We start from the raw sequence: 25,251 nt of genomic DNA on the forward strand, positions 1-25,251 counted from the left end.
ACGCAATCGGAACCATATGCGTTTATTTTCAAAGGAATACTAAGGCATTTTCCAACGAATGGCACACACTTTTCCGGCATCTCAAACGCAAAACGCGGCCCCGAAGGGACCGCGTCAAATGCGTCTGACAGACGGCTTAGTTCAGGGCTGCATCCGTGATCTGATGTGTCCAAGCGCCCTCGGGCTGTTTGGTGATCACTGGGTCCGACCCGCCAGCCAGCAGAGTACCCACCGTGCGTTCAAAATCCGCAGGGTCCAGCGCACCGTTCGAACCGGCGGTCAGCTTGGCGATTTCACCCATCATGCGCTTTTGGTGCTCTTCGGTCTGGGCGCCGGTCGCGTCGTTTTCCAGCACGATATCGGCCGCCTCATCCGGGTTCTCCTCGGCGTATTTCCAGCCTTTCATCGAGGCGCGGACAAAACGTTCCATCTTGTCGGTAAAAGCCGCATCGCTGAGGTTTTCTTCCAGCACATACAGGCCATCTTCCAGCGTGGCGACGCCCTGATCTTCGTATTTGAACGTCACCAGTTCATCCGGGCTGACGCCTGCGTCGATCACCTGCCAGTATTCGTTATAGGTCATGGTGCTGATGCAATCGGCCTGACGCTGCAACAGAGGGTCCACGTTAAAGCCCTGTTTCAGAACCTCGACTCCGCTTTCGCTCTTGCCACTGGTGTCGATGCCCAGTTGGCTCATCCAGCTCATGAACGGAAACTCGTTGCCAAAGAACCAGACACCTAGCGTACGGTTCTTCAGATCCTCGGGCGAGGTGATCCCCGCATCCTTCCAGCAGGTCAGCATCATGCCCGAGCTTTTGAAGGGCTGGGCGATATTGACCAGCGGAAGCCCCTTTTCACGCGCGGCCAGCGCGGCGGGCATCCATTCGACGGTTACATCCGCGCCGCCCCCTGCGATCACCTGCGTGGGTGCGATATCCGGGCCGCCGGGCAGGATGGTGACGTCCAGCCCCTCTTCCTCGTAGAACCCTTTGTCTGCCGCCACGTAGTAACCCGCAAACTGCGCCTGCGTGACCCATTTCAGCTGCAATGTCACCTCATCCGCCGACCATGCCGCACCGGCTGTAAGTCCAAAGGCAGCAAGCGCACCGCTAAGTAGCTTATTCATCTTCATGTCTCCTAGTTGCTGTTGGTGCCCCGTTTTCGGGGTCTGTTGAAGTGTTATCCTCTTTGTGACGGGTGCCAGAAGGTCACCGCCTTTTCGATCATCGCCACCGCGCCATAGAATGCGGTTCCGGCCAGTGCGGCCACCACGATCTCGGCCCAGACCATATCCAGCGAAAGCTGTCCGACGCTGGTGGAAATCCGAAAGCCCATACCCAGGGTCGGTGAGCCAAAGAATTCAGCCACGATAGCGCCGATCAGGGCCAATGTGGTGGAAATCTTCAACCCGTTTAACACAAACGGCATCGCCGCAGGCAGGCGCAGTTTCAGAAAGCTCTGCCAATAGGTTGCGGCATAGGTCTCCATCAGGTCGCGCTGCATCGCCGTGGCCTCGCGCAGGCCGGCCACAGTGTTCACCAGCATCGGAAAAAACACCATCACAACGACAACTGCGGCCTTGGAATGCCAATCGAACCCAAACCACATCACAAGAATGGGGGCCGTGCCGACGATGGGCAGCGCGGCCACGAAATTCCCCACGGGCAGAAGACCCAGGCGCAGGAAATCCCAGCGATCCACGGCGATCGCCATCAGAAACGCGGCACCACACCCGATGATGTAGCCGCTAAGCGCCCCTTTGACGATGGTCTGCACGAAATCCGCCCACAGGATCGGCAGACTGTCCGCAAAGCGCACCGCAATCACCGAGGGCGCGGGCAGGATGACCAAGGGCACCTCAAGCCCCCGCACCAGCAGCTCCCATATTCCAATGACGGTCAGGCCAAAGATCAGCGGGGCCAGAACCCCCACCATTCGCGTATCGGCATACGGACCACTGGCCAGACGGCCATTCACCCACCAGCCCAGCAGCCACAGAAGGATTGCACCAATAACCAAGATCATTGCGCCATCCCCATCCGCTTCAGCACCGTCCGTTCGATCAAACCCAGCAGCGCCACAAGACCCGCCGCCAGAATGGCCGCCGCAAACAGGGCCGACCAGATTTGCACCGTCTGGCCATAATAGCTGCCCGCCAGCAGCCGCGCGCCCAGGCCAGCGACGGCCCCGGTCGGCAGTTCACCAACGATGGCCCCGACCAAAGACGCAGCGATGCCGATCTTCAGCGAGGTGAACAGATACGGCATCGAGGCCGGCAGGCGCAGTTTCCAGAACCCTTGCGACCGGCTAGCGCCATAGGTGCGCAACAGGTCCAGCTGCATCGCATCAGGGCTGCGCAGACCTTTGACCATGCCCACGACCACCGGGAAAAAGCTGAGATAGGCCGAGATCACCGCCTTGGGAATGATCCCCTGAATGCCCACGGAATACAGCACCACGATGATCATCGGGGCCAGCGCGATGATCGGGATGGTCTGGCTGACAATGGCCCATGGCATCACCGACAGGTCCATCACCCGGCTATGCACAATCCCCACCGCCAGCAAAATGCCCAACCCGGTGCCGATGGCAAATCCCAGCATCGTCGCACTCAGCGTGACCCAACCGTGATAGATCAGCGACCGTTTCGAGGTGATCTTTTTCTGCACCGTCGTCTCCCACATCTCGATGGCGACCTGATGCGGCGCGGGCAGACGGGGGCGGTCCTGCGCCCACGTGGCGGGGATGGCAAAGCTGTTGTTCAGCAGCAGACCGAACTCGGACATGTCGCGCCGATCCTTGGCCGAGGGCGGCTGCACTTCGGCCCCTGCCCGCTCTTGCTCGGTCAGCACGCCCTTGATGTTCATCGGCACGCAGGCCGCGTACCAGAACGCAACGATCACGGTCAGGACGGTCAGCACCGCCCAAAAGGCTTTCAGGCCGCTAGTCATCCGAATGCCCCGCCCGCAGCCCTTCACGTACGCGATGAGCGACCTCGATAAACTCGGGCGTGTCGCGGATATCCAAAGGGCGTTCCTTGGGCAGAGGGCTGTCGATCACATCCGTAATCCGCCCTGGCCGAGGGCTCATCACAACGATCTTGGTGCTGAGATAGACCGCCTCGGGGATCGAGTGCGTCACAAATCCGATGGTCTTGCCCGTCCGCGCCCAGAGCGCCAAAAGCTGTTCGTTCAGGTGATCGCGCACGATTTCGTCCAGCGCCCCAAAGGGTTCATCCATCAGCAGGATATCCGCATCAAAGGCCAAGGCCCGCGCGATGCTGGCGCGTTGCTGCATCCCGCCCGACAGCTGCCACGGGAATTTGCCGCCAAAGCCGCCCAGATCAACCAGTTCCAGAACCTTGCTGACCCGTTCCTCCTGCTCGGCCGCCGAATAGCCCATGATCTCAAGCGGCAGTTTGATGTTCTTGGCGATGGTCCGCCATGGATACAGCCCCGCCGCCTGAAACACATAGCCATAAGCCCGCTTTCGCCGCGCCTCATCCGGGGCCATGCCATTGACGGTCAGCGTCCCGCCGGTCGGTGTCTCAAGCGCCGCGATACAGCGTAAGAAAGTGGTTTTGCCACAGCCCGACGGGCCGATAAAACTGACGAAATCCCCCTTGTCGATGGTCAGGTTGACGTCCTTCAACGCATGGATCGGACCGTCATTGGTTTGGAAGGTGAGGTCGAGGTTTTCTGCACAGATCACCGCTGACATGTCGTTTGCATTACAAGTCATTGTTACTCGGGCTTAGGCAGCGCAATCCACGCAGCGATCATAGCTGCGGGAACGCCGAATTGCAGGAGGAAAAGAGATTCAAATAGTCCGGCTTTTGAGCTCGAAGTCGAAAAAATCAACGCGGACAAGAACCAGGAGGAAACGGCAACAGCAGCTGCAGCAATCAGGGTAGAGCCGTTGCGGCCGAACGGCAGGTGCCTCAGAGTGTCGCAGACGAACACGAAAACAAAACGCCCCGGAAACAGCCCAAATAGAAGGATCGACCCCCAGATAGGCCACCCCAAAAAGACAGTCATTGTCAGGAGCAACCCGAAACTTGTACCCCGGTTCGCTATATTTGCAGCAGATTGGTCTATAGTTACTAAAGACCATCCTAAAAACGCCAGAACAGCCATCAAAGTCGCCAGGACGACAAAGTCAAAAAATTGTCGAAGGGTTGGGTATTCACTATTCATAGTTGTACATCACACCCCAGTCGCAGGAATACCCGTCCGCTCGACCGGACGCGGGGCCGTCAGCTCTTTCCACGTGCTCAGTGCTTTGTTCACATGGGTATTGGCTTCACGCGCCACGAATTTCCCATGTCCTTCCTGTGTCTGGATCTCGCCATCATGAACAGCAATCGAACCACGGGTCAGCGTGAACCGGGGCAACCCGCGCACTTCCTTGCCCTCGAACACGTTGTAGTCGATCGAAGACTGTTGCGTCTCGGCTGAAATCACCTTGGCTTTGTCCGGGTCCCACACAACGATATCCGCGTCCGCGCCAATCAAAATGGCACCCTTTTTCGGATAGCAATTCAATATCTTGGCGATGTTTGTTGAAGTCACCGCCACAAACTCGTTCGGCGTCAGCCGCCCGGTATTTACTCCATGGGTCCACAGCATCGGCATCCGATCTTCCAACCCTCCAGTGCCGTTGGGGATCTTGGTGAAATCACCCACGCCATAGCGTTTCTGATCGGTGGTAAAGGCACAATGGTCGGTGGCCACCACGCTCAGCGTTCCAGAATGCAACCCGTTCCACAGGCTGTCCTGATGCTGCTTGTTGCGGAACGGAGGGCTCATGACCCGACGCGCCGCGTGGTCCCAATCGGGGTGGAAATACTCACTCTCGTCCAGGGTCAGGTGCTGGATCAAAGGCTCGCCCCACACCCGCTTGCCATTCATCTTGGCCCGGCGAATGGCCTCATGCGCCTCTTCACACGAGGTATGCACCACGTACAAAGGCACACCCGCCATATCGGCGATCATGATAGCGCGGTTCGTGGCCTCGCCCTCAACCTGCGGCGGGCGGGAATAGGCATGCGCTTCGGGGCCGGTATTGCCTTCGGCCAGCAGCTTGGCGCTCAGCTCAGCCACCACATCGCCATTTTCAGCATGAACCATGGCGATCCCGCCCAGCTCGGCGAGACGTTTGAACGAGGCGAACAGTTCATCGTCATTCACCATCAACGCGCCCTTATAGGCCATGAAATGCTTGAACGTGTTGATCCCGCGCGTCTCGATCACGGTCTTGATGTCGTCGAACACCTGCTCGCCCCACCAGGTCACCGCCATGTGGAACGAGTAATCACAATTCGCCCGCGTCGATTTGTTGTCCCAACGCTTCAACGCATCCAGCAGGCTTTCCCCCGGATTGGGCAGCGCGAAATCCACCACCATCGTGGTGCCCCCGGCCAAAGCCGCCCGCGTCCCGCTTTCGAAGTCGTCGCTAGAATAGGTGCCCATGAACGGCATCTCAAGATGGGTATGCGGATCAATCCCACCCGGCATGACATAGCAGCCAGTCGCATCAAGCTCTTTGTCGCCCTTCAGATCCAAGCCGATTTCGGTGATCACCCCGCCCTCGACCATGACGTCTGCTTTATAGGAAAGATCCGCGGTTACGACGGTCCCATTCTTGATAACAGTGCTCATTTTTATCTCCCTGACGCGGTCTGCGCCGCTTGCTTCATCTGGCTAAAAATACCTCGGGGGAGTCGCCCAACGGGCGACGGGGGCAGCGCCCCCTACTCCACGATCTCCGCCGTCTCGACAACCGCGTGAAACAGAACATCCGTCCCGGCGGCCGCCCAGTCCTTGCTGATCTCTTCGGCCTCATTATGGCTCAACCCATCCACACATGGGCACATCACCATGGCCGTTGGTGCCACCCGGTTGATCCAACACGCATCATGCCCCGCGCCCGAGATGATATCCGTATGCGAATACCCAAGCCGCTCGGCCGCATCGCGCACCGCGGACACACACCCTTCGTCGAATTGCACCGGATCAAACCCGCCCACCTTCTCGAATTCAATCTGCAGGCCCATTTCATCCACGATATCCTCAGCCGCGACCCGAAGGCGCGCCTCCATATCCTTGATCACCTCCAGATCGGGCGAGCGGAAATCGACCGTGAACACCACTTTGCCCGGAATCACATTGCGCGAGTTCGGGAACACATCGATATGCCCCGCCGCTCCAACGGCATGAGGCGCATGGGACCACGCGATCTCATCCACCTTTTCAAGAATGCGAGCCATCGCCAGCCCTGCATTCTTGCGCATGGGCATCGGGGTCGAACCGGTATGTGCATCCTTGCCTGTCACCGTGATCTGTGTCCAGCTGAGGCCCTGACCGTGGGTGACGACGCCAATATCCTTGCCCTCGGCCTCAAGGATCGGGCCCTGTTCGATATGCAGCTCAAAGAACGCATGCATCTTGCGCGCGCCGACCTCTTCGTCTCCACGCCAGCCAATCCGTTGAAGCTCATCGCCAAACGCCTTGCCTTCGGCATCTTCGCGCGCATACGCCCAATCTTGCGTATGCACTCCGGCAAACACGCCCGATGACAGCATGGCTGGCGCGTACCGGGTGCCCTCTTCATTGGTCCAGTTGGTTGCAACAATGGGATGTTTCGTCTTGATCCCCAAATCATTCAGGGTGCGGATGACCTCCAGCCCGCCCAGAACCCCCAGCACACCGTCATACTTGCCGCCCGTAGGCTGCGTATCCAGGTGCGAGCCTACGTAAACCGGCAGCGCGTCCGGGTCTGTCCCTTCGCGCCGGGCGAACATGTTGCCCATCTGATCGAGCCCCATCGAACAGCCCGCATCCTCGCACCATTTTTGAAACAAGGCGCGGCCTTCGGCATCCTCATCCGTCAAGGTTTGACGATTGTTGCCACCGGCTACGCCGGGGCCGATTTTGGCCATCTCCATCAGGCTGTCCCACAACCTGTCGCCATTAATCCGTAGGTTCTGCGCCGGAGCTGCCATCTTGTTCTTCCCTGTCGCTTGCGATTTGGCTCGCTTTTGGTGTCTTGATTTGACCATCTGGTCAAACTCACGCTATCACGGGTTCGAGATCAGTCAAGAAATTGCAGGACACCGCCAGATTTTTTGACCTATTTCACGCCCGAATGCCGGAAAAAGAGACAGCCTGAAAACATGCCCAAAGACCGCGCCCCGACCCGTATTCAGAAAAAGAACCGCGCCGCGATTCTCGAGGCCGCATTGAACGTGTTCTCAGCGCACGGATTCCGGGGTGCAACCGTGGATCAAATCGCGTCCGAAGCGGGTCTGAGCAAGCCAAACCTGCTATATTACTTCCCTTCGAAAGAAGCGATTCATACCGCCCTGCTGTCCGGCCTGCTAGACGTCTGGCTGGCCCCTTTGCACGATTTGGACGAAGCGGGCGATCCGATGCAAGAGATTCTCTCGTACATCCACCGCAAGCTGGAAATGAGCCGTGACCTGCCGCGAGAAAGCCGCTTGTTTGCCAACGAACTGGTTCAAGGTGCCCCCAGAATTCATGCGGCTCTGTCGAGTGACCTCAAGTCGCTGGTCGATGAAAAGACCGCTATTCTGGTCAGATGGATGGATCAGGGTAAAATAGCAAAACTGCATCCTTATCACCTGATCTTTTCGATCTGGGCCCTGACGCAGCATTATGCGGATTTTGATGTTCAGGTCCGTGCGATACTGGCTGATGAAGACCCGTTCGAGGGCGCTGAACCCTTTATCGATACACTGTATCGCAAACTTCTGACGCCCTGATAAAAGGGGCCGATTGCCGGCCCCTTTTTTGTGATTACTCAGCCGCTTTGGCCATCGGGTTGTTCGGGTGAGTCGTCCAGTTCGCATAGTTGGGCTGCACTTCGCGGCCCGTGCGTGGGTCAACCTCTCCCGCGGCCATCGGCTCCATGGAAATACACCCATCTACAGGACACACATCCACACACAGGTTGCACGCAACGCATTCGTCGTCCATCACCTCAAAAACACGGTCCTCAGACATTGAAATCGCCTGATGGCTGGTGTCTTCGCACGCAGCGTAGCAACGGCCGCATTTGATGCACTGATCCTGATCGATCTTTGCTTTTGCGACGTAGTTGAGGTTCAAATACTGCCAATCCGTCACGTTTGGCACAGCCAGACCGACGATTTCAGAGACGTCTTTGTACCCCTTCTCATCCATCCATTTCGACAGCCCGGCGGTCAGTTCGTCGATGATTTTAAAACCATAGGTCATCGCAGCAGTGCAGACCTGAACTGTACCACAACCCAACGCCATAAACTCGGCCGCATCACGCCATGTGCTCACGCCCCCGATGCCGGATATCGGCAGGCCATGCGTCGCTTGAGCCCGCGAAATCTCGGACACCATCGACAGGGCAATCGGTTTGACCGCCGGGCCGCAATACCCTCCGTGGCTGCCTTTGCCGTCGATCGACGGTTCAGGGCTGAACGTGTCCAGATTGACGCTGGTGATCGAGTTAATCGTGTTGATCAGCGACACCGCATCCGCGCCGCCACTCTTTGCGGCTTCGGCGGGTTTGCGAATATCCGTGATGTTCGGCGTCAGCTTCACGATCACCGGGCGGTCATAGTATTTTTTGCACCACCGCGTGACCATCTCGATATATTCCGGCACTTGGCCCACGGCCGATCCCATCCCGCGCTCGCTCATGCCGTGGGGACAGCCAAAGTTCAACTCGATCCCGTCAGCACCAGTTTCGGCCACGCGAGGCAGAATGGCTCTCCAAGCCTCTTCCTCGCATGGCACCATGATCGAAGCGATCAGCGCGCGGTCTGGGTAATCGGCCTTGACCCGGGCCATCTCTTCCAGGTTCACCTCCAAGGGGCGATCGGTGATCAGTTCGATGTTGTTCAGCCCCAGCAGCCGCCGATCCGCGCCATAAACCGCACCGTACCGAGGCCCGTTTACGTTCACGACCGGAGGCCCCTCGGCCCCCAGCGTTTTCCAAACCACGCCGCCCCAACCGGCCTCGAAGGCGCGGCGGACATTGTATTCTTTGTCGGTCGGCGGCGCCGAGGCCAGCCAGTACGGGTTAGGGCTTTCGATACCCAGAAAGTTTGTCTTTAAATCAGCCATTTATTCGGCCCTCCTGATGCTGTTCAGCATCCAAAATAACAGTTTCACGCCGTCAGTGTGGCGTGGATGTCCATTGCCGCATCGCGGCCCTCGGCCACAGCGGTCACGGTCAGGTCTTCGCCACCAGCCGCGCAGTCACCCCCGGCCCAGACACCCGCCATCGAGGTCCGACCCGCGCCAGTGACAGCGATCTTGTTGCCGTCCAGCGTCAGCCCTTCGGGCGCGCCTTCCAGCGTCTGACCAATCGCTTTCAAAACCTGATCCGCAGGCAAGCGGATCACTTCGCCCGTGCCGGTCAATAGACCACCCTCGCTCGAGGTATATTCCAACTCAATCTCAGCCGCCGCGCCGTTTCCGTGCACGGCCACAGGCTGCACATTGGTCATGATCTTGACCCCATGTGAGGCCGCAAGGTCCTGTTCGTACCGGCTGGCCCCCATGGCGTCACGTCCCCTGCGATAAGCGATAGTGACATGTTCCGCCCCTAGCAGCTTGGACTTCACCGCCGCGTCCACGGCGGTCATGCCACCGCCAATGACGACCACATTGCGCCCCACCGGCAAATCAGTCAAATCCCCAGCCTGCCGTACATCCGAGATGAACTCGACCGCAGCCCGCACGCCATCCTTATCAACGCCACCCGCGCGCAGAGCGTTCACTCCGGCCAAGCCAATGGAGAGGAAAACTGCGTCGTAATTTGTGGACAAGCCGTCCAGAGAGATCGTGTCACCCAGAACCGAGCCCGTCTCGATCGTGATGCCACCGATTTGCATCAGCCAATCGACCTCGGCCTGCGCGAAGTTGTTGGTCGATTTATAGGCCGCGATCCCATATTCGTTCAGGCCGCCCGGCTTGGGCTTGCTTTCGTGAATGACGACGTCATGCCCCAGCATCGCCAGCCGGTGTGCGCAGGCCAGACCTGCAGGCCCTGCCCCGATCACCGCAACGGTTTTGCCGGTCGGCTCGGCACGTGCAAACGGATGCGCCCCGCCGGCCATCACACTGTCGGTTGCGTAGCGCTGCAAACGCCCAATCTCGACCGGAGCGCCCTCGGCAGTCTCGCGCACACAGGCTTCTTCGCACAATGTCTCGGTGGGACACACACGGGCACACATGCCGCCCAGAATATTCTGCGCCAATATGGTCTCACCCGCCGCTTCGGGCTGACCGGCCTGAATCTGCCGCATGAACAACGGAATATCGATATCCGTCGGACAGGCGGTCACACATGGCGCGTCATAGCAAAAGTAACACCGATCTGCTGCCACGGCGGCCTCATGCGCGGCCAATGGCGGATGCAGATCCGTGAAATTCGAGGTCAGCTCATCGCTGGAAAGCCGCCCGGAGACAACGCCGGGGACCATCTGGCCCTGTGCCATCGCTCTACTCCCTGTAGATATGGTTGTTATATTCTCAGCTTGCCACAGTCTGAAATTTTATCAATTGGTAAAATTTGCCAAATGGTCAAAAAATTAAAAAACCGGGCTCAACGGCCCGGTTTTCAGAAAAATATGCCTGTTTTTGATGCAGCGGCGAAATTCAAACCATCTGCGATAGATGCCCGGACTTGATCCAGACCCGTGCGCCGGCCTCTCCTGCCGTGGCGACTGAGTGGGTGCCGGGTGGCAAGCGAAGCCAATCCCAATCGGAAAACGCCTCATCCGATTCCCGAACAGTGCCTTCGATGACAAACAGCTCAAGCCCCTTTTCGGCATTCAAATCCAGCGCTTCATTCGGCGCCAAACTAAGAACCCGCACGTCCTCAAGGTCATCCTTGAACAGCTGAAGTTTTTCCACCCCCTCGATGGACCGGCGCACTTCGGTTCTGTCTGCAGGGTCGAACTGATGCAGCTTGACCAGAATCGTCGCGCCGTCCTTGGCCGAGGGCGTATGAGAGGACGTCGGCGGGTTGCGTACATAGCTGCCAACCGGAAAGTCGCCTGTTTCGTCCTGAAACACTCCATCCAGAACCAGGTACTCCTCACCGCCATCATGGGTATGCGCAGCGAACGCGCTGCCCGGCGCAAACCGGACGATTGTAGTGGCGCGGGCAACCTCTTCACCGATCCGGTCCAGCATTTTCCGTTCGACCCCGGCTGCGGGGGACGCGACCCATTCGTTCTGATCAAAGTGGACGGCGACGCGCTTTGTGAAATCTGCGTTGACCCTCATGCGGTATCTCCTTCTGGACATCTCAGCCTAACATGGGGGCATCATGCCGGTTTTCAATTTTTGCATCATGCGATCGTCTTCACATCTGGTTTTGTCTGCATACCCTGCGTACTGTGCCGCCAACCGATAATACGAGCGACGACCACCTACCGATGCAGGCCACCCCTTCGAAATTCAATATTGTCATCATTGGCCAGAATAACCGGCTGCAATACGAGGCATTGCTGTTTGCCGCTTCTTTGCGCCACAGCAGCCCCGATTTTGCCGGCCGCCTGTTTGTCGCTGTTCCACAACCCAGCCAACATTGGTCACAAGATCCCAGCATCCAGGACGAAGATATCCTTAAAGCGCTGCGCCAATTGGATGCCGAGCTGCTGCCTTTTGAAAATCAGGTCTTTGGTCAGACTTACCCGCATGGGAACAAGATTGAGGCGTTGTCGGCTTTACCAGAAGGCGAGCCGTTTGTGTTCTTCGACAGTGACACGCTGATCACCGGAGATTTGAACGCCGTTCCCTTCGACTTTGCCCACCCCGGTGCATCGCTGAAAGTCGAGGGGACATGGCCACGCCCAACGCTTTATGGGCCCGGATATGATGGTATCTGGAAGGCGCTTTATCACAGGTTCGGTCTTGATTTCGAAAGTTCGGTCGACACAAGCCAACCGCATGGTTATTGGCGGCGGTATTTGTACTTTAACGCTGGCTATTTCTTCCATTCCTGCCCCCGCATCTTTGGCGACAGGTTCCGTGACTATGCGCGCACTATCCGGGATGAAGATATCCCGGAGCTGGCAGGCCAGACATTGGACCCCTGGCTTGACCAGATCGCTCTGCCCTTGGTGATCCATTCCCTTGGCGGGGGGCGAGACGCCCTGCCCCACGGCCTGTTGGATGGCACAGTGAGCTGTCACTATCGCCTGTTCCCACTGCTTTACGCACGTGAAAGCGACCATGTGGTCGAGCTGCTGGAGAAGGTGGTAGCACCAAACCGCATCAAAAAAGTGCTCAAAGGTTATGAGCCGATCCGCAAGCTGGTCATTCAGCGCAAGGGTCACAAGATCCGCGAGATGTTCGACCGAGACAACCTGCCCCAACGCGAGCAGGCCATACGCAACAAAATCAAGGCAAAGGGCCTATGGATGCGCTGACAGGATTGTTGTGCGCAGCCCGTCAATCGCCTACAGAGTCTTCAACCAAAAAACCAACGGGAGATTTCCAGAATGTCTGACGGCCCTAATTACGGTTTCGACACACTTCAGATTCATGCAGGCGCACGTCCCGATCCGGCGACAGGTGCGCGTCAAACGCCAATCTATCAGACCACCGCTTACGTGTTCCGCGATGCCGATCACGCCGCTGCGCTGTTCAACCTGCAAGAAGTGGGCTTTATATATTCGCGCCTGACCAACCCGACCGTGGCCGTTCTGCAAGAACGCGTCGCCACGCTGGAAGGCGGCGTTGGGGCTGTGTGTTGTTCCTCGGGTCACGCCGCGCAGATCATGGCGCTGTTCCCGCTGATGGGACCGGGCTGTAACGTTATTGCCTCGACCCGCCTTTACGGCGGCACGGTCACTCAGTTCAGCCAGACCATCAAACGCTTTGGCTGGTCCGCCAAATTCGTCGACATGGACGATCCCGAGGCGGTAAAAGCCGCGATTGATGACAACACCCGTGCAGTGTTCTGTGAATCCATTTCGAACCCTGGCGGCTATGTGACCGACATTCGGGCGATGGCTGACATCGCCGACGAAGCCGGCGTACCGCTGATTGTCGACAACACTTCGGCAACACCTTACCTGTGCCGCCCCATCGAACAGGGCGCGACACTGGTGGTGCACTCGACCACCAAATACCTGACCGGGAACGGCACCGTCACCGGCGGCTGCATCGTGGATTCGGGCAAATTCGACTGGTCAGCGAATGACAAGTTCCCCTCGCTCAGCGAGCCCGAGCCAGCCTATCACGGGTTGAAATTCCACGAAACCTTCGGCCCCCTCGCCTTTACCTTCCACGGTATCGCCATCGGTCTGCGCGATCTGGGCATGACCATGAACCCGCAAGCCGCCCACTATACACTGATGGGGATCGAGACCCTGTCGCTGCGGATGGAGCGTCATGTCGAGAACGCACAAAAGATCGCGGCCTGGCTCGAGGCGGACGAACGCGTCGATTATGTGACCTATGCGGGCTTGCCCTCGTCGCCCTATCACGATCGGGTCAAAGCACAATACACCAAGGGTGCCGGTGCCCTGTTCACCTTTGCTGTAAAAGGCGGCTATGACGCCTGCGTCAAACTGGTGAATGCACTGGAAATCTTCAGCCACGTCGCGAACCTTGGCGATGCGCGGTCGCTGATCATCCACTCGGCCTCGACCACGCACCGTCAGCTGACACCCGAACAGCAAGAGGCCGCAGGGGCCGGTCCGGGGGTTGTCCGCGTTTCGATCGGGATCGAAGACGTCAACGACCTGATTGCGGATCTGGACCAGGCTTTGGCAAAGGCGACCGCCTAAACCATGCTGCGGCACACGGTGAACGCACTTGGCCAACCCGTGGGCATGCCGGTCTCGGGTGAGTTTCCTCGCCCGACGCCAGCTCGCACGGGCATGCAGGGTCGGTTCTGTTCAGTGGTGCCTTTGGACGCGAAACAGCATACGTCCGGTCTGTACCGGGCGTTTGCCGAAGACAAGGACGGTCGAAACTGGACCTATCTGCCCGAAGAACCAATCACATCTGAAGTGGCTTTCGCAGATTGGATGGTTTGGGCTGAGAACAGCGCAGACCCGTTGTTTCACACGGTGCTTGACGGCGATGGAGCTCCGGTTGGGCATGCCACATATCTGCGCATTCAGCCCGACGCCGGGGTCATCGAGGTCGGGTACATTCATTTCTCGCCCGTGTTGCAGCGCACCCCTCTGGCCACCGAGGCCATGTATCTGATGATGCGCCGCGTCTTTGATGAGCTTGGCTATCGGCGCTATGAGTGGAAATGCGACGCTCTGAACGCCCCCTCGCGCAGCGCGGCCGAGCGATTGGGCTTTACTTTCGAAGGCATTTTTCGCCAGGCAACTCACTACAAGGGGCGTAACCGGGATACCGCCTGGTATTCAATTCTGGATAGTGAATGGCCACGCATCAAAACTGCGTTCGAAACCTGGCTATCGCCAGAAAACTTCGACCAATCGGGCCAACAGCGTCACACACTGCAGGCCCGTGCGGCAGAGTAGTATTTATTCGGATATCGCAAATTCCATGGTGACATTGACCGAGACTGAAATCTCACCGCCTGCCACCGGAACCCCCGCCGAATCCGCAACTTTGAATTCGCGCATCTGCGCGGCAGGGCGGATGCCTCCGACATTCTCGTTGATTTGTTGCACAGGTCCCAAAGTCAACGAGGCAGCCTGCGCCAGTTGCTCTGCCTTGGCGGTTGCTTCGGCCACAGCTTTGGCGCGGGCTTGCGCCTCAAGCGGTTTAGGGTCCTGAACACCAAAGCTCAGCCCCCCGAAATCATTTGCGCCATCTTGGATGACGGCATCCATTACGGCACCCAGTTGTGTTAGGTCACGAACCCGTACGAATACTCGGTTTGATGCCGAAAAGCCCGAAATCTCGGGTCGGTCGCCATTGGGATTATTTCGGCCCGACCAAACCGGCGAGAGCGACAGATCCCTTGTCTGGACATCTCGTGCTTCAATGCCCATCTGCTCCAGACGCGCCAATATTGCCGACACCGCGTCGGACGTGGCCTGCATCGCGTTCGCGGCCTCGGCATCCTCATGTGTCACTCCTAGTGTTATGGTCGCCATATCGGGCACCGCCAGAGCGGTCCCAAGGGCGTCGACAGTAATGCGACGTTCTTCCGCATGGGCCATCCCTGCCGCCGTTGCAGCCATCAAAGCCGCTAAAAAAGCGTATTTCTTCAAGGTCTTCCCTCCGATCTCTTTGTCATAAACATGGGGTGGCAACGGTCTGCCGAACAAGGGGGAAACCCGGCTTTTTCTTTCCCTCGGCAAGATCCTGCTTTAATGTCAGTCTGCGGACAGAATGACTGTCTGCTTAGACGATGACAATTATGGTTCTTCCGGATTATGAAACCCGCTTTTGCGCTGTCTTTTTCTACTGCCGGAATTTCTTTGCACCACTTTTCGGATGGTGACTGGTTCTGCGTTGGTGATGTCTCGCTGGATGCCCCGGATTTTTCAGATCAGGTCAAAGCACTGCGCGACAAAGGATTCGCGCTGGAAAATGACCTGAACTGCAAGCTGGTCCTGCCGGCCGATCAGGTTCGGTTCCTCAACCTTGAAACCGGCGATGAAGATGCCGAAGGACAAACCCTATTGGTTCAGACCGCGTTAACGGATGCGACGCCCTATACGCTCGAAGACCTGAGATACGACACCGCAACCGACGGCGCGGTGATACATGTGGCAGCGATCGCCCGGCAGACGCTGGATGAGGCAATGGCATTCGCCAACGACTATGGCTTTGTTCCGACCCAGGTCACGACCAACACCGACGAGCAGGACTACCCGTCCGAGCCTCAATTCCTGGCACCAAGAAACCCGGCCCCCGCAGAAGAGACCCCCGTTTCGGCGCTTCCGGTGCACGCGATCGCGGCCGAAGAAAAGCCAACGGAATTCCGCGCAGCGGCGGCTGCAGAGCACCATGAGGTGTCACTTTCAAACCGTCTTGAAGGATACGGAATACCTATCGGCGCCGCGGCTGCTCTGGGTATCGCCGCCGTTTTGATGTGGGCCTTCCTTGGGTCGGGTGATGATGCCACTCTACCGGAAACGGCACTTGTCGAAGAAGCAGCGCAGGAGGCACCACCCAAAACCGCCGTGTCTGAAGCAGAAACCCCGGAATCGTCCCCAATCACAGCCGAACCCGAACCAGCTGAAAAGCCAACGGAATTGACCGCTGTCGAACCGGCGCCAGAAACCTCAGTTGAAGACACCGATCCCAAAGCGCCCAAGGTTTCGCCGACCGATGCCGCCATTCTTGAGGCTTTGAAGATTGCACCCACCGAAGTCGAGCCGATTGAAACACCCCCCGAACCAGAGCAGCTGCAGGCTGGCGCGCAAATAGGCACGGTTGAGCCGCTGTCTGGCCCTGCGCCGGAATCGCCTGATGCCCAATTTATAGCTTCAACCGATCGATCAGACCTGTCGCGCGATGCCGTGGCTCCGCCATTGGTGACCAGGTTTGCGATGGGTGACGTATACTCCCAACCCAGCGAACCCAGCGCCTCAGGGACGCGGTTTGATCTGGACGAACGCGGACTTGTGAGCGCAACAGCAGAAGGCACGCTGAATCCGGACGGTGTTCTAGTTTACCTTGGCCGCCCGTCAAAAGTCCCGCCAGAAGTACCAGTCCGTTTCGAACAGGAACCAATTGAAGAGGACCCAACGACCAGACTGGCAGAGCTGCGGCCCAACCCTCGCCCATCCGACCTGATAGAACGGTTCGAACGGCAGCAACTTGGCGGTCGAACTCTTCAGGAGCTGGCGGTTTTACGGCCCAAATTGCGTCCGGCGTCGTTGCAACAACGCCCACGGATAGACGAAACACCAACCGCGCTGGCGGTTGTTCGCGTCCCACGCCCGAAACCGCGCCCTGCCGGTGTTACCCGACCTGCAAGCACCAGCGCAGTCAGTCTTGGGTCGACCGCCGCGATACAGCGCAGCACCAACGAACCTGACACTTTCCAACCGCGGGCGGTGGCCCCGAAAATTCCCTCATCGGCGTCGGTTGCGCGGCAGGCAACGATCGACAACGCAATCAACCTGCGAAAACTGAATCTCATAGGCGTGTATGGCACCCCGGCAAACCGTCGCGCGTTGGTGCGGTTGCCCAGCGGGCGCTACAAAAAGCTGAAGGTTGGGGATCGTCTTGATGGCGGCAACGTTGTCGCGATCAGTGACAGCGAATTGCGATATCAAAAACGCGGTCAGAACGTTACGCTGAAAATGCCCAGAAGTTAAAGGCGGCACAGGTGGTTCGCCGCCCAAAATGCGCATTAGATAACCAGCTCAGGCCGCTGATATCTCACCACTTTCGATCTGCTCGCGCTCGATGGATTCGAACAGCGCCTGAAAGTTGCCCTCGCCAAATCCATCGTCACCTTTGCGCTGGATGAACTCGAAGAATATCGGCCCGATCACTGTTTTGGAGAAAATCTGAAGCAAGATCCGCGTTTCGCCGCCGTCCAGAACGCCTTCGCCATCGATCAGAATGCCGTGTTTCATCATCCGATCCAGTGGCTCTTCGTGGTCAGCCACACGGTCTTTGGACATATGGTAATACGCTTCGTTTGGGCCGGGCATGAATTTCAACCCCTTTTCGGCAATCGCATCCGTCGACGCATAGATATCCTCGCTGCCGACGGCGATGTGCTGAATGCCTTCACCCTTGTACTTTTTCAGGTAAGAGACGATCTGCCCGGTCTCGCCGCGATCTTCGTTGATCGGGATGCGAATACGGCCACAGGGCGATGTCAGCGCGCGGCTGTAAAGCCCTGTGAACTTACCCTGAATATCGAAAAAGCGGATCTCACGGAAGTTGAACAAATCGCCGTAAAACTTGAACCACTTGTCCATATTTCCCTTGTAGACATTGTGGGTGAGGTGATCGAGGTAATAAAACCCGTCACCCCGCGGCTTGGAATGATCGGTCCACTTGAACTCTTGGTTGTAGGGAGACGTCTCATAATATTGGTCGATGAAATAGATCAAAGACCCGCCGATCCCTTTGATCGCAGGTACGTCCATCGTTTTGTCCGCAGCATCATAGGGCTTGGCGCCCTTGCTGACCGCGTGTTCATAGGCTTTTTGCGCATCCACGACGCGCCACCCCATCGCCGGTGCACAGGGGCCGTGTTCTGCAACGAACTTAGCTGCAAAACTGTCCGCATCTGCATTGAGGATGTAAGTCACATCGCCTTGCTGCCAAAGTTCCACCGATGGCTTCGTCTTATGGTGACCGACCAACTCAAAGCCCATCTTGGTGAAAAGATCACGCAGCTCTTGCGGGTTGGGATGGGCAAATTCAACAAATTCGAAACCGTCGGTTCCGGCGGGGTTTTCGTTACTGATGACAGATTTCGGGGCGTTATGCGGGAAGGGTCCCATGGCGCGTCTCCGTGAAAACAGGAATTTCTTTGCTGATTCCAAAATACGCCTTATTAGGCGCTGTTTCTGCGCATTGTTTTCGAGTAAACTGGGTGGAAACGCGCGATGTCCGCACCAAAAGATATTTTTACGAAAGAAGTCCGCATATGCTGGATTCCACCGATACGCGACTCTTATCAGCACTTCAGACAAATGCGCATCTGACGGCGCATCAGTTGGGTGAGATGCTGAACCTGTCGCCCAGTCAAGCCGGCCGCCGTCGTCAAAGGCTGGAGGCTGAAGGATACATCACCGGCTACGCCGCCCGTCTGGACCCGCTGAAGCTGGGGCTGCAGGTGCAAGGTTTTGTTCAGGTTCATCTCGGCACTCACGGTCCGGAACAATCCGAAAGCTTTGCCCGCATGGTCGACACCCGGCCCGAAATCACCAGCGCCTGGACGATGACAGGTGAGGCAGATTACCTGCTTCATGTTTATTGCGACGATCTATCCGCCCTCAATCGCTTGCTTCATCAGGTGATACTGCCGCATCCTGCGGTGGCACGTGTGCAAAGCCAGATCGTTATGGACCAACTCAAGCGCGACGCGCCCCTGCCTACATGACCCAAAGAGGATAATATGGACGATTTCCTTTACCAGGCTTCGATCTATCTGGCTGCCGCCGTGATCGCTGTGCCGCTTTCGGCGCGCCTGGGGCTTGGTTCGGTTTTGGGATACCTGGCCGCAGGGATCGTCATAGGGCCCATGTTTGGACTGGTCGGCGCCGAAACCGAAAGCCTGCAGCATGTGGCCGAGTTCGGTGTGGTCATGATGCTGTTCCTGATCGGGCTGGAACTGGAACCCCGCGCTTTGTGGGACATGCGCGAGCGCTTGCTGGGATTGGGTGGCCTTCAGGTTCTGCTGTCTACCGGAGTGATCGCGGGCGTTGCCATCTACGCCAATCATCCGTGGTCCGTGGCGCTGGCAGTCGGTTTGACCTTGTCTTTGTCCTCGACAGCGATCGTTTTACAAACCTTGTCCGAAAAAGGCTTGATGCAAACGAACGGAGGGCGCGCGACTTTCTCGGTGCTTTTGACGCAAGACATTGCAGTGATCCCGATCCTTGCGCTGCTACCGTTGCTGGCCCTGCCGGCGATTCCGCAAATTCAGAATGACGGTTCCATCAACAGGGCCGCAACGGACCTTCACGACAAGGCGCATCACAGCTTGTCACTGGTCGAAGGTCTGCCGGGCTGGGCTGTCACATTGGTCACTATCGGTGCCATCGCCTTTGTTATTCTGGCTGGTGTCTACCTGACCCGCCCCCTATTCCGCTTTATCCACGCCACGCGCCTGCGCGAGATGTATACAGCATTGGCATTGATGATCGTTGTCGGGATTTCCTTTTTGATGACGTTGGTTGGCCTTTCCCCGGCCCTCGGTGCGTTTCTGGCGGGGGTAGTGCTGGCCAGCTCGGAATTCCGGCATGAGATGGAAAGCGATCTGGAACCCTTTAAAGGTCTGTTTCTTGGCCTCTTCTTCATCACCGTCGGGGCCGGAATTGACGTCGCCTACTTCTTCAATGATCCGTTTGATCTGATCGGGCTGGCCCTTTTGGTCATCCTCGTCAAAGGGATCATTCTGTTTCTGGTCGGCCGCGCGTTTAAATTACGTGGTCGCGATCATTGGCTGTTCACGCTGGGGCTGGCGCAAGCGGGCGAGTTCGGGTTTGTTCTACTTGCCTTTTCGACCCAGCAGAACGTCATCCCGCCCGATTTGTCACAAAAGCTGCTGATGATCATCGCTTTGACCATGTTGATCACGCCGCTTCTGTTCATCATCTATGATCTGTTGTCGCGCCGGATGAGCGACGGCGCTCCGACACCCGAACCCGATGAGATAGATGAGAAAGGCCCTGTGATCATTGCCGGGATTGGCCGTTTCGGTCAGATCGTCAACCGATTGGTACAGGCCAGTGGAACCAAGACGGTCGTTCTGGACCACGACATTGAGACGGTTCAACTGATGCGTCGGTTCGGCGTCAAAGGGTTTCTGGGCGACCCCACCCGTCCTGAACTGCTGCGCGCCGCGGGCCTGGAAAAAGCAGCTGTTTTGGTAGCCGCAATGGACGATCCCAAACAGGTTACTCGTCTGGTTGGGTTCGCACGTCGTCAGCGACCCGATTTGCACATTATCGCCCGCGCCCGGGACAGAACCCATGTCTATGAACTGTATCAGGCTGGTGCCAATGATATCGTACGCGAGATGTTTGACGGATCACTGCGTGCCGGTCGGTATGTTCTGGAAAACATCGGCCTGAGCGAATACGAGGCCGCGCAGGCCGAACAGACCTTCTATCATCACGACAGGATGTCGGTACGCGAGTTGGCCGAGCTTTGGATTCCCGGAATGCCAACAGCCGAGAACAAGAAATACATTGAACGGGCCCGCCAGTTCGAAAAGGATCTTGAAACCGAGCTGTTGGAACTGGCCGAAAAACACGCCAAAAAGTCAGCCTGACCCAAAGGGTCAGGCCATAAGATCAACCGTCTGACACGCCCGCCTCGGCAAAAGTTGCCATGCCGGAATGACAGGCCACTGCGCTTTTGAGGATATTGATCGCCAGAGCGCCGCCCGATCCCTCGCCTAGTCGCAAACCAAGGTTCAGCAGCGGCTGTTTGCCCAGCTTTGCCAAAACCGCGCCATGGGCACCTTCGGCACTTTGATGTCCAGCGATGGAATGATCCAACGCGCCGTCGGCGACATCCGCCAAGCACGCAGCGGCGGCGGAGCAGATGAAACCATCCAAGATGACCGGGATGCGCAAAACCCGCGCTGCCGCGATCGCTCCAGCCATGGCGGCGATCTCGCGTCCGCCGAGACGGCGCAGAATTTCGATCCCATCACCCGTGCCGCCATGCAGCGCAACGCCTTCGGCCACAACACGGGTTTTATTCGCAAGACCAGCGTCGTCTACGCCGGTGCCCCGGCCCGTCCAGTCCGCAGCGTCATCGCCAAACAAGGCGCAGGCAATTGCGGCAGCCGGGGTGGTGTTGCCAATTCCCATCTCGCCAACCACCAACAAATCGGCGGTTGCGTCTACCGCGTTCCATCCTGTGCGAAGCGCGGCCAACACCTCGGCCTCAGACATCGCAGGACCCGTGGTGAAATCCGCTGTTGGACGGTCCAACTCAAGCGCATGTACATCCATGGTCGCGCCTGCCGACCTGGCAAGCTGGTTGATGGCCGCTCCGCCATGCTCAAAGTTCATCACCATCTGAACGGTGACTTCCGGTGGAAAAGCAGACACACCCTGCGCCGTTACGCCATGGTTTCCGGCGAAAACAATCACCTGCGGTGCCGAAATCTGTGGCCGCGCATCCCCGCGCCAACCCCCATACCAGATGGCCAGATCCTCAAGCCGCCCCAATGCGCCGGGTGGCTTGGTCAGTTGCCCATTTCGGTCTGCGGCTCCGTTCACAGCGTCCTGATCAGGGCCCGGCGCACGAAGAAGGGCATCTCGAAAGGAATTTAGGTCTTTAAGTTCAGGCAGCATCCAAAGCCTCGTTGCATCAGAGTGGTCCTGTGTGTTTAACCGAAGCAATCCATCCAACAAGACCCTGAAAGGCGTGGAAATGGCAAAAAACGACACGGTGCCCATTTCCTTGTGGGATATTCCGCTGGCTTTGGTCCTGTTGACGCGCTTGCCCGTTCCCAAACTGCCTTCGCAAGTATTTGCGCGACAAGCCAGCGCTGCATGGGCCTTTCCCTTCGTCGGAGCCATTCTTGGCGCTTTGGCCTGCAGCGTCGGTTGGACTGCGATGTCGATCGGGCTGAACGCCACGGCCAGCGCCATTTTTGTGGTAACCGCACTCATTCTGTCCACTGGCGCCATGCACGAGGATGGGCTGGCAGATACAGTTGACGGGTTTTGGGGCGGCTTCACCCCCGAACGTCGGCTGGAGATTATGAAGGACAGCCACATTGGCACGTATGGCGTTTTGGCGTTGATCCTATCGCTGTTGTTACGCGTCACCTTGATCGAGACGCTGCTCGCGGCCCAGTATTTCTCGGCAATTTTGGCCGCAAGTGTCTGGTCGCGCGCGATGATGCCTCCTGTTATGGCCAGCTTACCGAATGCACGAGGGTCGGGGCTGAGCCAATCGGTTGGCGCCCCAAAGATATCTATTGTCGCGGGCGGCGTCGGATTGGCGTTTGGGATTTGCGCAGTTCTGATCGGGATTTCCGCGTTAGCAGCCGTTCTGTTGAGCGCGCTGGCAGTTCTGGCTCTGGCAATGGTCGCAAGGTCCAAGATCGGCGGTCAGACAGGCGACGTACTGGGAGCGACTCAGCAAATCTCTGAAATCGCTATGCTGCTGACATTCGTTACTTTGCTTTAGGACGAGCCACCTGTCTCAATCCGCAGCACCTCGCCGCAGTGTTTGCAATGAACTGCATCGGGGTCGTGACGGAATAGGCCGCAACTCGGACATTTGTAGCGCACCTTCTGCGGCATGAAAATTGCCTGCGCGAGGCGCACAAATAGCGCAACACCGACCACCATAATGAAAACTGAAAAGAGTTTACCACCCGGAGTGGCCAATGTGATGTCCCCGAAACCGGTGGTGGTCAGCGTCGCCATCGTAAAATACAGCGCGTCGATATAGGCTGTCTGGCTGTTCTCGGGGATGAAGAACACCAAAACAGCTGTCGAGGTCACGAAAACAAAAACCAAAAGGTTGATGGCCGCGATCACCGCATCTTCATGAGTGCGGAAAAACGAGCTGTCGCGGCGCAGGTCTCGCAGCAAGTGATACGAGTGAATCAAGCGCAACGCCCTGAGAATACGCAAAAACGCCAGATTACCAGTGATCAGGGGGTCAAGCATCAAAGACAGAATGACTACCACATCCGCCAGTGTGTAAACCTTGAAAAATAGCTGCCAGGGTTTCTTTGCGATCCACAGACGGGCAGAAAAATCCAACAGGATCAAAAAGCCCACGATCATGCTGGCGGCTGAAATTCCGGGACCATGAGGAATATGCGCCGTGGCAATAAAGAAAACGATAGTTCCGGCGTCGAACAGGATCAGACAATATCGGAACCAGACTGACACCGGATCGTGGCCGATATACAGATACCTGAGAGTTTTCTTTATCTTTGCCATCTATCCGCCTCTACCCAAACGGAAATTAGCGGATTTTCCTGAGTTCACCAAGCCCGTCAAACGGAAAAGGCCGCCCGTGATACAGGCGGCCCATCGAAAATTGTTGCCAGTCGATTAGGCGGCGCGCGATGTCAGGACTTCGTCCACCTGTTTGGCTGCAGACACCTCGCCTGCCCCTGAAACGGCGGCAACTTCACGAGTCAGACGCTCAAGCGCAGCCTCGTACAGCTGACGTTCGGAATAGCTTTGTTCGCGCTGATCATCGGTGCGGTGCAGATCGCGGACAACTTCGGCGATCGAGATCAGGTCGCCTGAGTTGATTTTCTGTTCATATTCCTGCGCCCGACGCGACCACATTGCGCGCTTGACCTTGGCCTTACCCTTCAAGGTTTTCATCGCCTGACTGATAACGTCCGGTGAACTCAGCGACCGAAGACCCGATTCCGTTGCCTTGTTGGTCGGAACGCGCAAGGTCATCTTGTCTTTTTCAAAAGAAATCACGAACAGCTCGAGCGAATATCCCGCGACTTCCTGCTCCTCGATCGAGATGATCTGTCCTACGCCATGGGCTGGGTAGACAACATAATCGTTCGGGCGGAACTCAAGCTTTTTCGACTTAGACATACAGGTTCATCCTTGGTTAAATGAGCTGGACAACAGACAACAATACGCCCCAACCCGCGCCACTCTGGCCCGGTCAGGCGGTTTGTTTGTCTAAAAATCAAAACTCCAAAGCGTACATACTTACGGAGTCATCCCCAGCTCAGTCATCATTCAGCTACAGATTATATCACAAAAATGCGACACACGAAAGCAGCGTGGATAGTCAAAGCATTAAATTTGACTAAAAACAAAATCTTAAGAGGATTTCTTGCTCTTAAACTAAAGAGTTTAGGCGGCGAATCGCTTAACCGCCTTCACCCGGTGCTTCCGAGAAATACTTCTCCATTTTACCCTCTTCACCGTCGCGTTCTTCGGCTTCGGGCAGCGGGTCTTTTTTAGTAATGATAACCGGCCACATTTCCGAGTATTTCCGGTTGAACTCGACCCATTGATCCATGCCCGGCTCGGTGTCGGGGCGGATGGCGTCGGCGGGGCATTCGGGTTCGCAAACGCCACAGTCAATGCATTCGTCCGGATGAATGACCAGCGTGTTTTCACCTTCATAGAAACAATCCACCGGGCACACTTCGACACAGTCGGTGTATTTGCAGCCAATGCAGTTTTCAGTGACAACGTAGGTCATGTTCGGATTCCCGTTTGCGCTTTGGACGTCTAGCTAAATCAGTATGGCGTCAGCTTCAAGATAGGATCAGCTATCGAGATTGCGAGAAAGATCAAGCGCGCGCCGATCTTTCTTGGTTGGACGACCTTTTCCTTCAAAGCTTGGATTTCGCGGCGGCTTGTCCTGCTTTTCGGTCAAATCCGTATACAGCGTTTGTGCCTCGGGGGCCGGGCCGCGGCGTTCACCCAGTTTTTCCACCCGCACAACACGCACAATGCGGCCCTGCGGAAAGGTCAGAACGTCTCCGGGGCTGATGGCTGCCGCCGGTTTCAGCACCCGGTTGCCGTTCACGCGCACATGGCCGCCGCTGACCTGTTTGGCGGACAGGCTGCGGGTCTTGAAGAACCGCGCCTGCCACAGCCATTTGTCGATCCGCAGCTTGGGCTCGGACATG

25 protein-coding genes are annotated in these 25,251 nt (G+C 57.4%); 8 read left to right on the forward strand and 17 right to left on the reverse strand.

Annotated features, from left to right (window positions below; translation table 11 throughout):
• Positions 1-136: 136 nt before the first annotated feature.
• The 7 genes from J7380_RS14765 to J7380_RS14795 all read right to left on the reverse strand — a co-directional run bounded on the left by J7380_RS14765 (position 137) and on the right by J7380_RS14795 (position 7,003).
• A complete protein-coding gene (locus tag J7380_RS14765; RefSeq protein ID WP_170724175.1) occupies positions 137-1,126 on the reverse strand; it encodes an ABC transporter substrate-binding protein in 990 nt (329 codons plus the stop codon).
• Positions 1,127-1,179: 53 nt separating this feature from the next.
• On the reverse strand, positions 1,180-2,025 hold the full coding sequence (locus J7380_RS14770) for an ABC transporter permease (protein ID WP_209196542.1): 846 nt from the start codon (positions 2,023-2,025) through the stop codon (positions 1,180-1,182).
• Positions 2,022-2,939, reverse strand: coding sequence for an ABC transporter permease (locus tag J7380_RS14775; RefSeq protein WP_209196693.1), 918 nt, complete (start codon positions 2,937-2,939; stop codon positions 2,022-2,024). Before J7380_RS14775 ends, J7380_RS14770 begins: the two co-directional genes overlap by 4 nt.
• Positions 2,940-2,943: 4 nt before the next feature.
• Positions 2,944-3,741, reverse strand: coding sequence for an ABC transporter ATP-binding protein (locus J7380_RS14780; RefSeq protein ID WP_209196543.1), 798 nt, complete (start codon positions 3,739-3,741; stop codon positions 2,944-2,946).
• A gap of 2 nt (positions 3,742-3,743) precedes the next feature.
• On the reverse strand, positions 3,744-4,196 hold the full coding sequence (locus tag J7380_RS14785) for a hypothetical protein (protein ID WP_209196544.1): 453 nt from the start codon (positions 4,194-4,196) through the stop codon (positions 3,744-3,746).
• A 9-nt stretch (positions 4,197-4,205) separates the two neighbouring features.
• Positions 4,206-5,660, reverse strand: coding sequence for a dihydropyrimidinase (gene hydA / locus J7380_RS14790; protein ID WP_209196545.1), 1,455 nt, complete (start codon positions 5,658-5,660; stop codon positions 4,206-4,208).
• Between the two features lie 92 nt (positions 5,661-5,752).
• The gene (locus tag J7380_RS14795) at positions 5,753-7,003 is read right to left on the reverse strand and encodes a Zn-dependent hydrolase (protein WP_209196546.1); all 1,251 of its coding nucleotides are present in this window, start codon (positions 7,001-7,003) and stop codon (positions 5,753-5,755) included.
• Between the two features lie 171 nt (positions 7,004-7,174).
• On the opposite strand from J7380_RS14795, the gene J7380_RS14800 reads away from it, so the two are divergent.
• Positions 7,175-7,783 (forward strand): TetR family transcriptional regulator C-terminal domain-containing protein, encoded by a 609-nt coding sequence (locus J7380_RS14800; protein ID WP_170352859.1) that lies wholly within the window; start codon positions 7,175-7,177, stop codon positions 7,781-7,783.
• A 34-nt stretch (positions 7,784-7,817) separates the two neighbouring features.
• Here J7380_RS14800 and preA read toward each other — a convergent pair whose 3' ends face one another.
• From preA to J7380_RS14815, 3 genes are all read right to left on the reverse strand, one after another.
• Positions 7,818-9,122 (reverse strand): NAD-dependent dihydropyrimidine dehydrogenase subunit PreA, encoded by a 1,305-nt coding sequence (gene preA / locus J7380_RS14805; RefSeq protein ID WP_209196547.1) that lies wholly within the window; start codon positions 9,120-9,122, stop codon positions 7,818-7,820.
• 44 nt (positions 9,123-9,166) lie between these two features.
• The gene (locus tag J7380_RS14810) at positions 9,167-10,501 is read right to left on the reverse strand and encodes an NAD(P)-dependent oxidoreductase (RefSeq protein WP_209196548.1); all 1,335 of its coding nucleotides are present in this window, start codon (positions 10,499-10,501) and stop codon (positions 9,167-9,169) included.
• A 160-nt stretch (positions 10,502-10,661) separates the two neighbouring features.
• Positions 10,662-11,294 carry a cupin domain-containing protein gene (locus J7380_RS14815; RefSeq protein WP_209196549.1) on the reverse strand — a complete coding sequence of 211 codons (633 nt, stop codon included), beginning with the start codon at positions 11,292-11,294 and terminating at the stop codon, positions 10,662-10,664.
• A gap of 152 nt (positions 11,295-11,446) precedes the next feature.
• On the opposite strand from J7380_RS14815, the gene J7380_RS14820 reads away from it, so the two are divergent.
• The 3 genes from J7380_RS14820 to J7380_RS14830 all read left to right on the forward strand — a co-directional run bounded on the left by J7380_RS14820 (position 11,447) and on the right by J7380_RS14830 (position 14,521).
• A complete protein-coding gene (locus J7380_RS14820) occupies positions 11,447-12,442 on the forward strand; it encodes a hypothetical protein (RefSeq protein WP_209196550.1) in 996 nt (331 codons plus the stop codon).
• Positions 12,443-12,514: 72 nt separating this feature from the next.
• Complete coding sequence (locus tag J7380_RS14825) at positions 12,515-13,807, forward strand: O-acetylhomoserine aminocarboxypropyltransferase/cysteine synthase family protein (protein WP_209196551.1); 1,293 nt, start codon at positions 12,515-12,517, stop codon at positions 13,805-13,807.
• Between the two features lie 3 nt (positions 13,808-13,810).
• Positions 13,811-14,521, forward strand: a complete 711-nt coding sequence (locus J7380_RS14830; RefSeq protein WP_209196552.1) for a GNAT family protein — start codon at positions 13,811-13,813, stop codon at positions 14,519-14,521.
• A gap of 3 nt (positions 14,522-14,524) precedes the next feature.
• Here the strand turns inward: J7380_RS14830 and J7380_RS14835 are convergent, their stop codons facing one another.
• Positions 14,525-15,220 (reverse strand): SIMPL domain-containing protein, encoded by a 696-nt coding sequence (locus tag J7380_RS14835; protein WP_209196553.1) that lies wholly within the window; start codon positions 15,218-15,220, stop codon positions 14,525-14,527.
• 165 nt (positions 15,221-15,385) lie between these two features.
• On the opposite strand from J7380_RS14835, the gene J7380_RS14840 reads away from it, so the two are divergent.
• Positions 15,386-17,281 (forward strand): hypothetical protein, encoded by a 1,896-nt coding sequence (locus J7380_RS14840; RefSeq protein WP_209196554.1) that lies wholly within the window; start codon positions 15,386-15,388, stop codon positions 17,279-17,281.
• 48 nt (positions 17,282-17,329) lie between these two features.
• Here the strand turns inward: J7380_RS14840 and hppD are convergent, their stop codons facing one another.
• Positions 17,330-18,427, reverse strand: a complete 1,098-nt coding sequence (gene hppD / locus J7380_RS14845; RefSeq protein WP_209196555.1) for a 4-hydroxyphenylpyruvate dioxygenase — start codon at positions 18,425-18,427, stop codon at positions 17,330-17,332.
• Between the two features lie 146 nt (positions 18,428-18,573).
• Here hppD and J7380_RS14850 point away from each other — a divergent pair, with 146 nt between their 5' ends.
• Positions 18,574-19,029, forward strand: a complete 456-nt coding sequence (locus J7380_RS14850; protein WP_170352849.1) for an Lrp/AsnC family transcriptional regulator — start codon at positions 18,574-18,576, stop codon at positions 19,027-19,029.
• Between the two features lie 15 nt (positions 19,030-19,044).
• Positions 19,045-20,925 (forward strand): monovalent cation:proton antiporter-2 (CPA2) family protein, encoded by a 1,881-nt coding sequence (locus tag J7380_RS14855; protein WP_170352848.1) that lies wholly within the window; start codon positions 19,045-19,047, stop codon positions 20,923-20,925.
• Between the two features lie 22 nt (positions 20,926-20,947).
• Here J7380_RS14855 and cobT read toward each other — a convergent pair whose 3' ends face one another.
• Entirely contained in the window at positions 20,948-21,961 is a 1,014-nt protein-coding gene (gene cobT, locus J7380_RS14860; protein ID WP_209196556.1) for a nicotinate-nucleotide--dimethylbenzimidazole phosphoribosyltransferase, read from the reverse strand.
• 79 nt (positions 21,962-22,040) lie between these two features.
• Between cobT and cobS the strand changes: the two genes are divergently transcribed.
• A complete protein-coding gene (gene cobS, locus J7380_RS14865; RefSeq protein ID WP_209196557.1) occupies positions 22,041-22,805 on the forward strand; it encodes an adenosylcobinamide-GDP ribazoletransferase in 765 nt (254 codons plus the stop codon).
• On the opposite strand, the gene J7380_RS14870 is transcribed toward cobS, so the two are convergent.
• The 4 genes from J7380_RS14870 to J7380_RS14885 form a co-directional block, all read right to left on the reverse strand.
• Positions 22,802-23,572: an ion channel gene (locus J7380_RS14870; RefSeq protein ID WP_209196558.1), complete on the reverse strand. Its 771-nt coding sequence runs from the start codon at positions 23,570-23,572 to the stop codon at positions 22,802-22,804. The two genes, cobS and J7380_RS14870, sit on opposite strands and share 4 nt — an antisense overlap.
• A 114-nt stretch (positions 23,573-23,686) precedes the next feature.
• The gene (locus J7380_RS14875) at positions 23,687-24,196 is read right to left on the reverse strand and encodes a CarD family transcriptional regulator (RefSeq protein WP_170352844.1); all 510 of its coding nucleotides are present in this window, start codon (positions 24,194-24,196) and stop codon (positions 23,687-23,689) included.
• A 283-nt stretch (positions 24,197-24,479) separates the two neighbouring features.
• The gene (fdxA, locus tag J7380_RS14880) at positions 24,480-24,818 is read right to left on the reverse strand and encodes a ferredoxin FdxA (protein WP_170352843.1); all 339 of its coding nucleotides are present in this window, start codon (positions 24,816-24,818) and stop codon (positions 24,480-24,482) included.
• Between the two features lie 66 nt (positions 24,819-24,884).
• On the reverse strand, positions 24,885-25,250 hold the full coding sequence (locus J7380_RS14885; protein ID WP_209196559.1) for an RNA-binding S4 domain-containing protein: 366 nt from the start codon (positions 25,248-25,250) through the stop codon (positions 24,885-24,887).
• Between the last annotated feature and the right edge of the window lies 1 nt (position 25,251).

Source organism: Ruegeria sp. R8_1, from assembly GCF_017743815.1.
Classification (GTDB): Bacteria; Pseudomonadota; Alphaproteobacteria; order Rhodobacterales; family Rhodobacteraceae; genus Ruegeria; species Ruegeria lacuscaerulensis_A.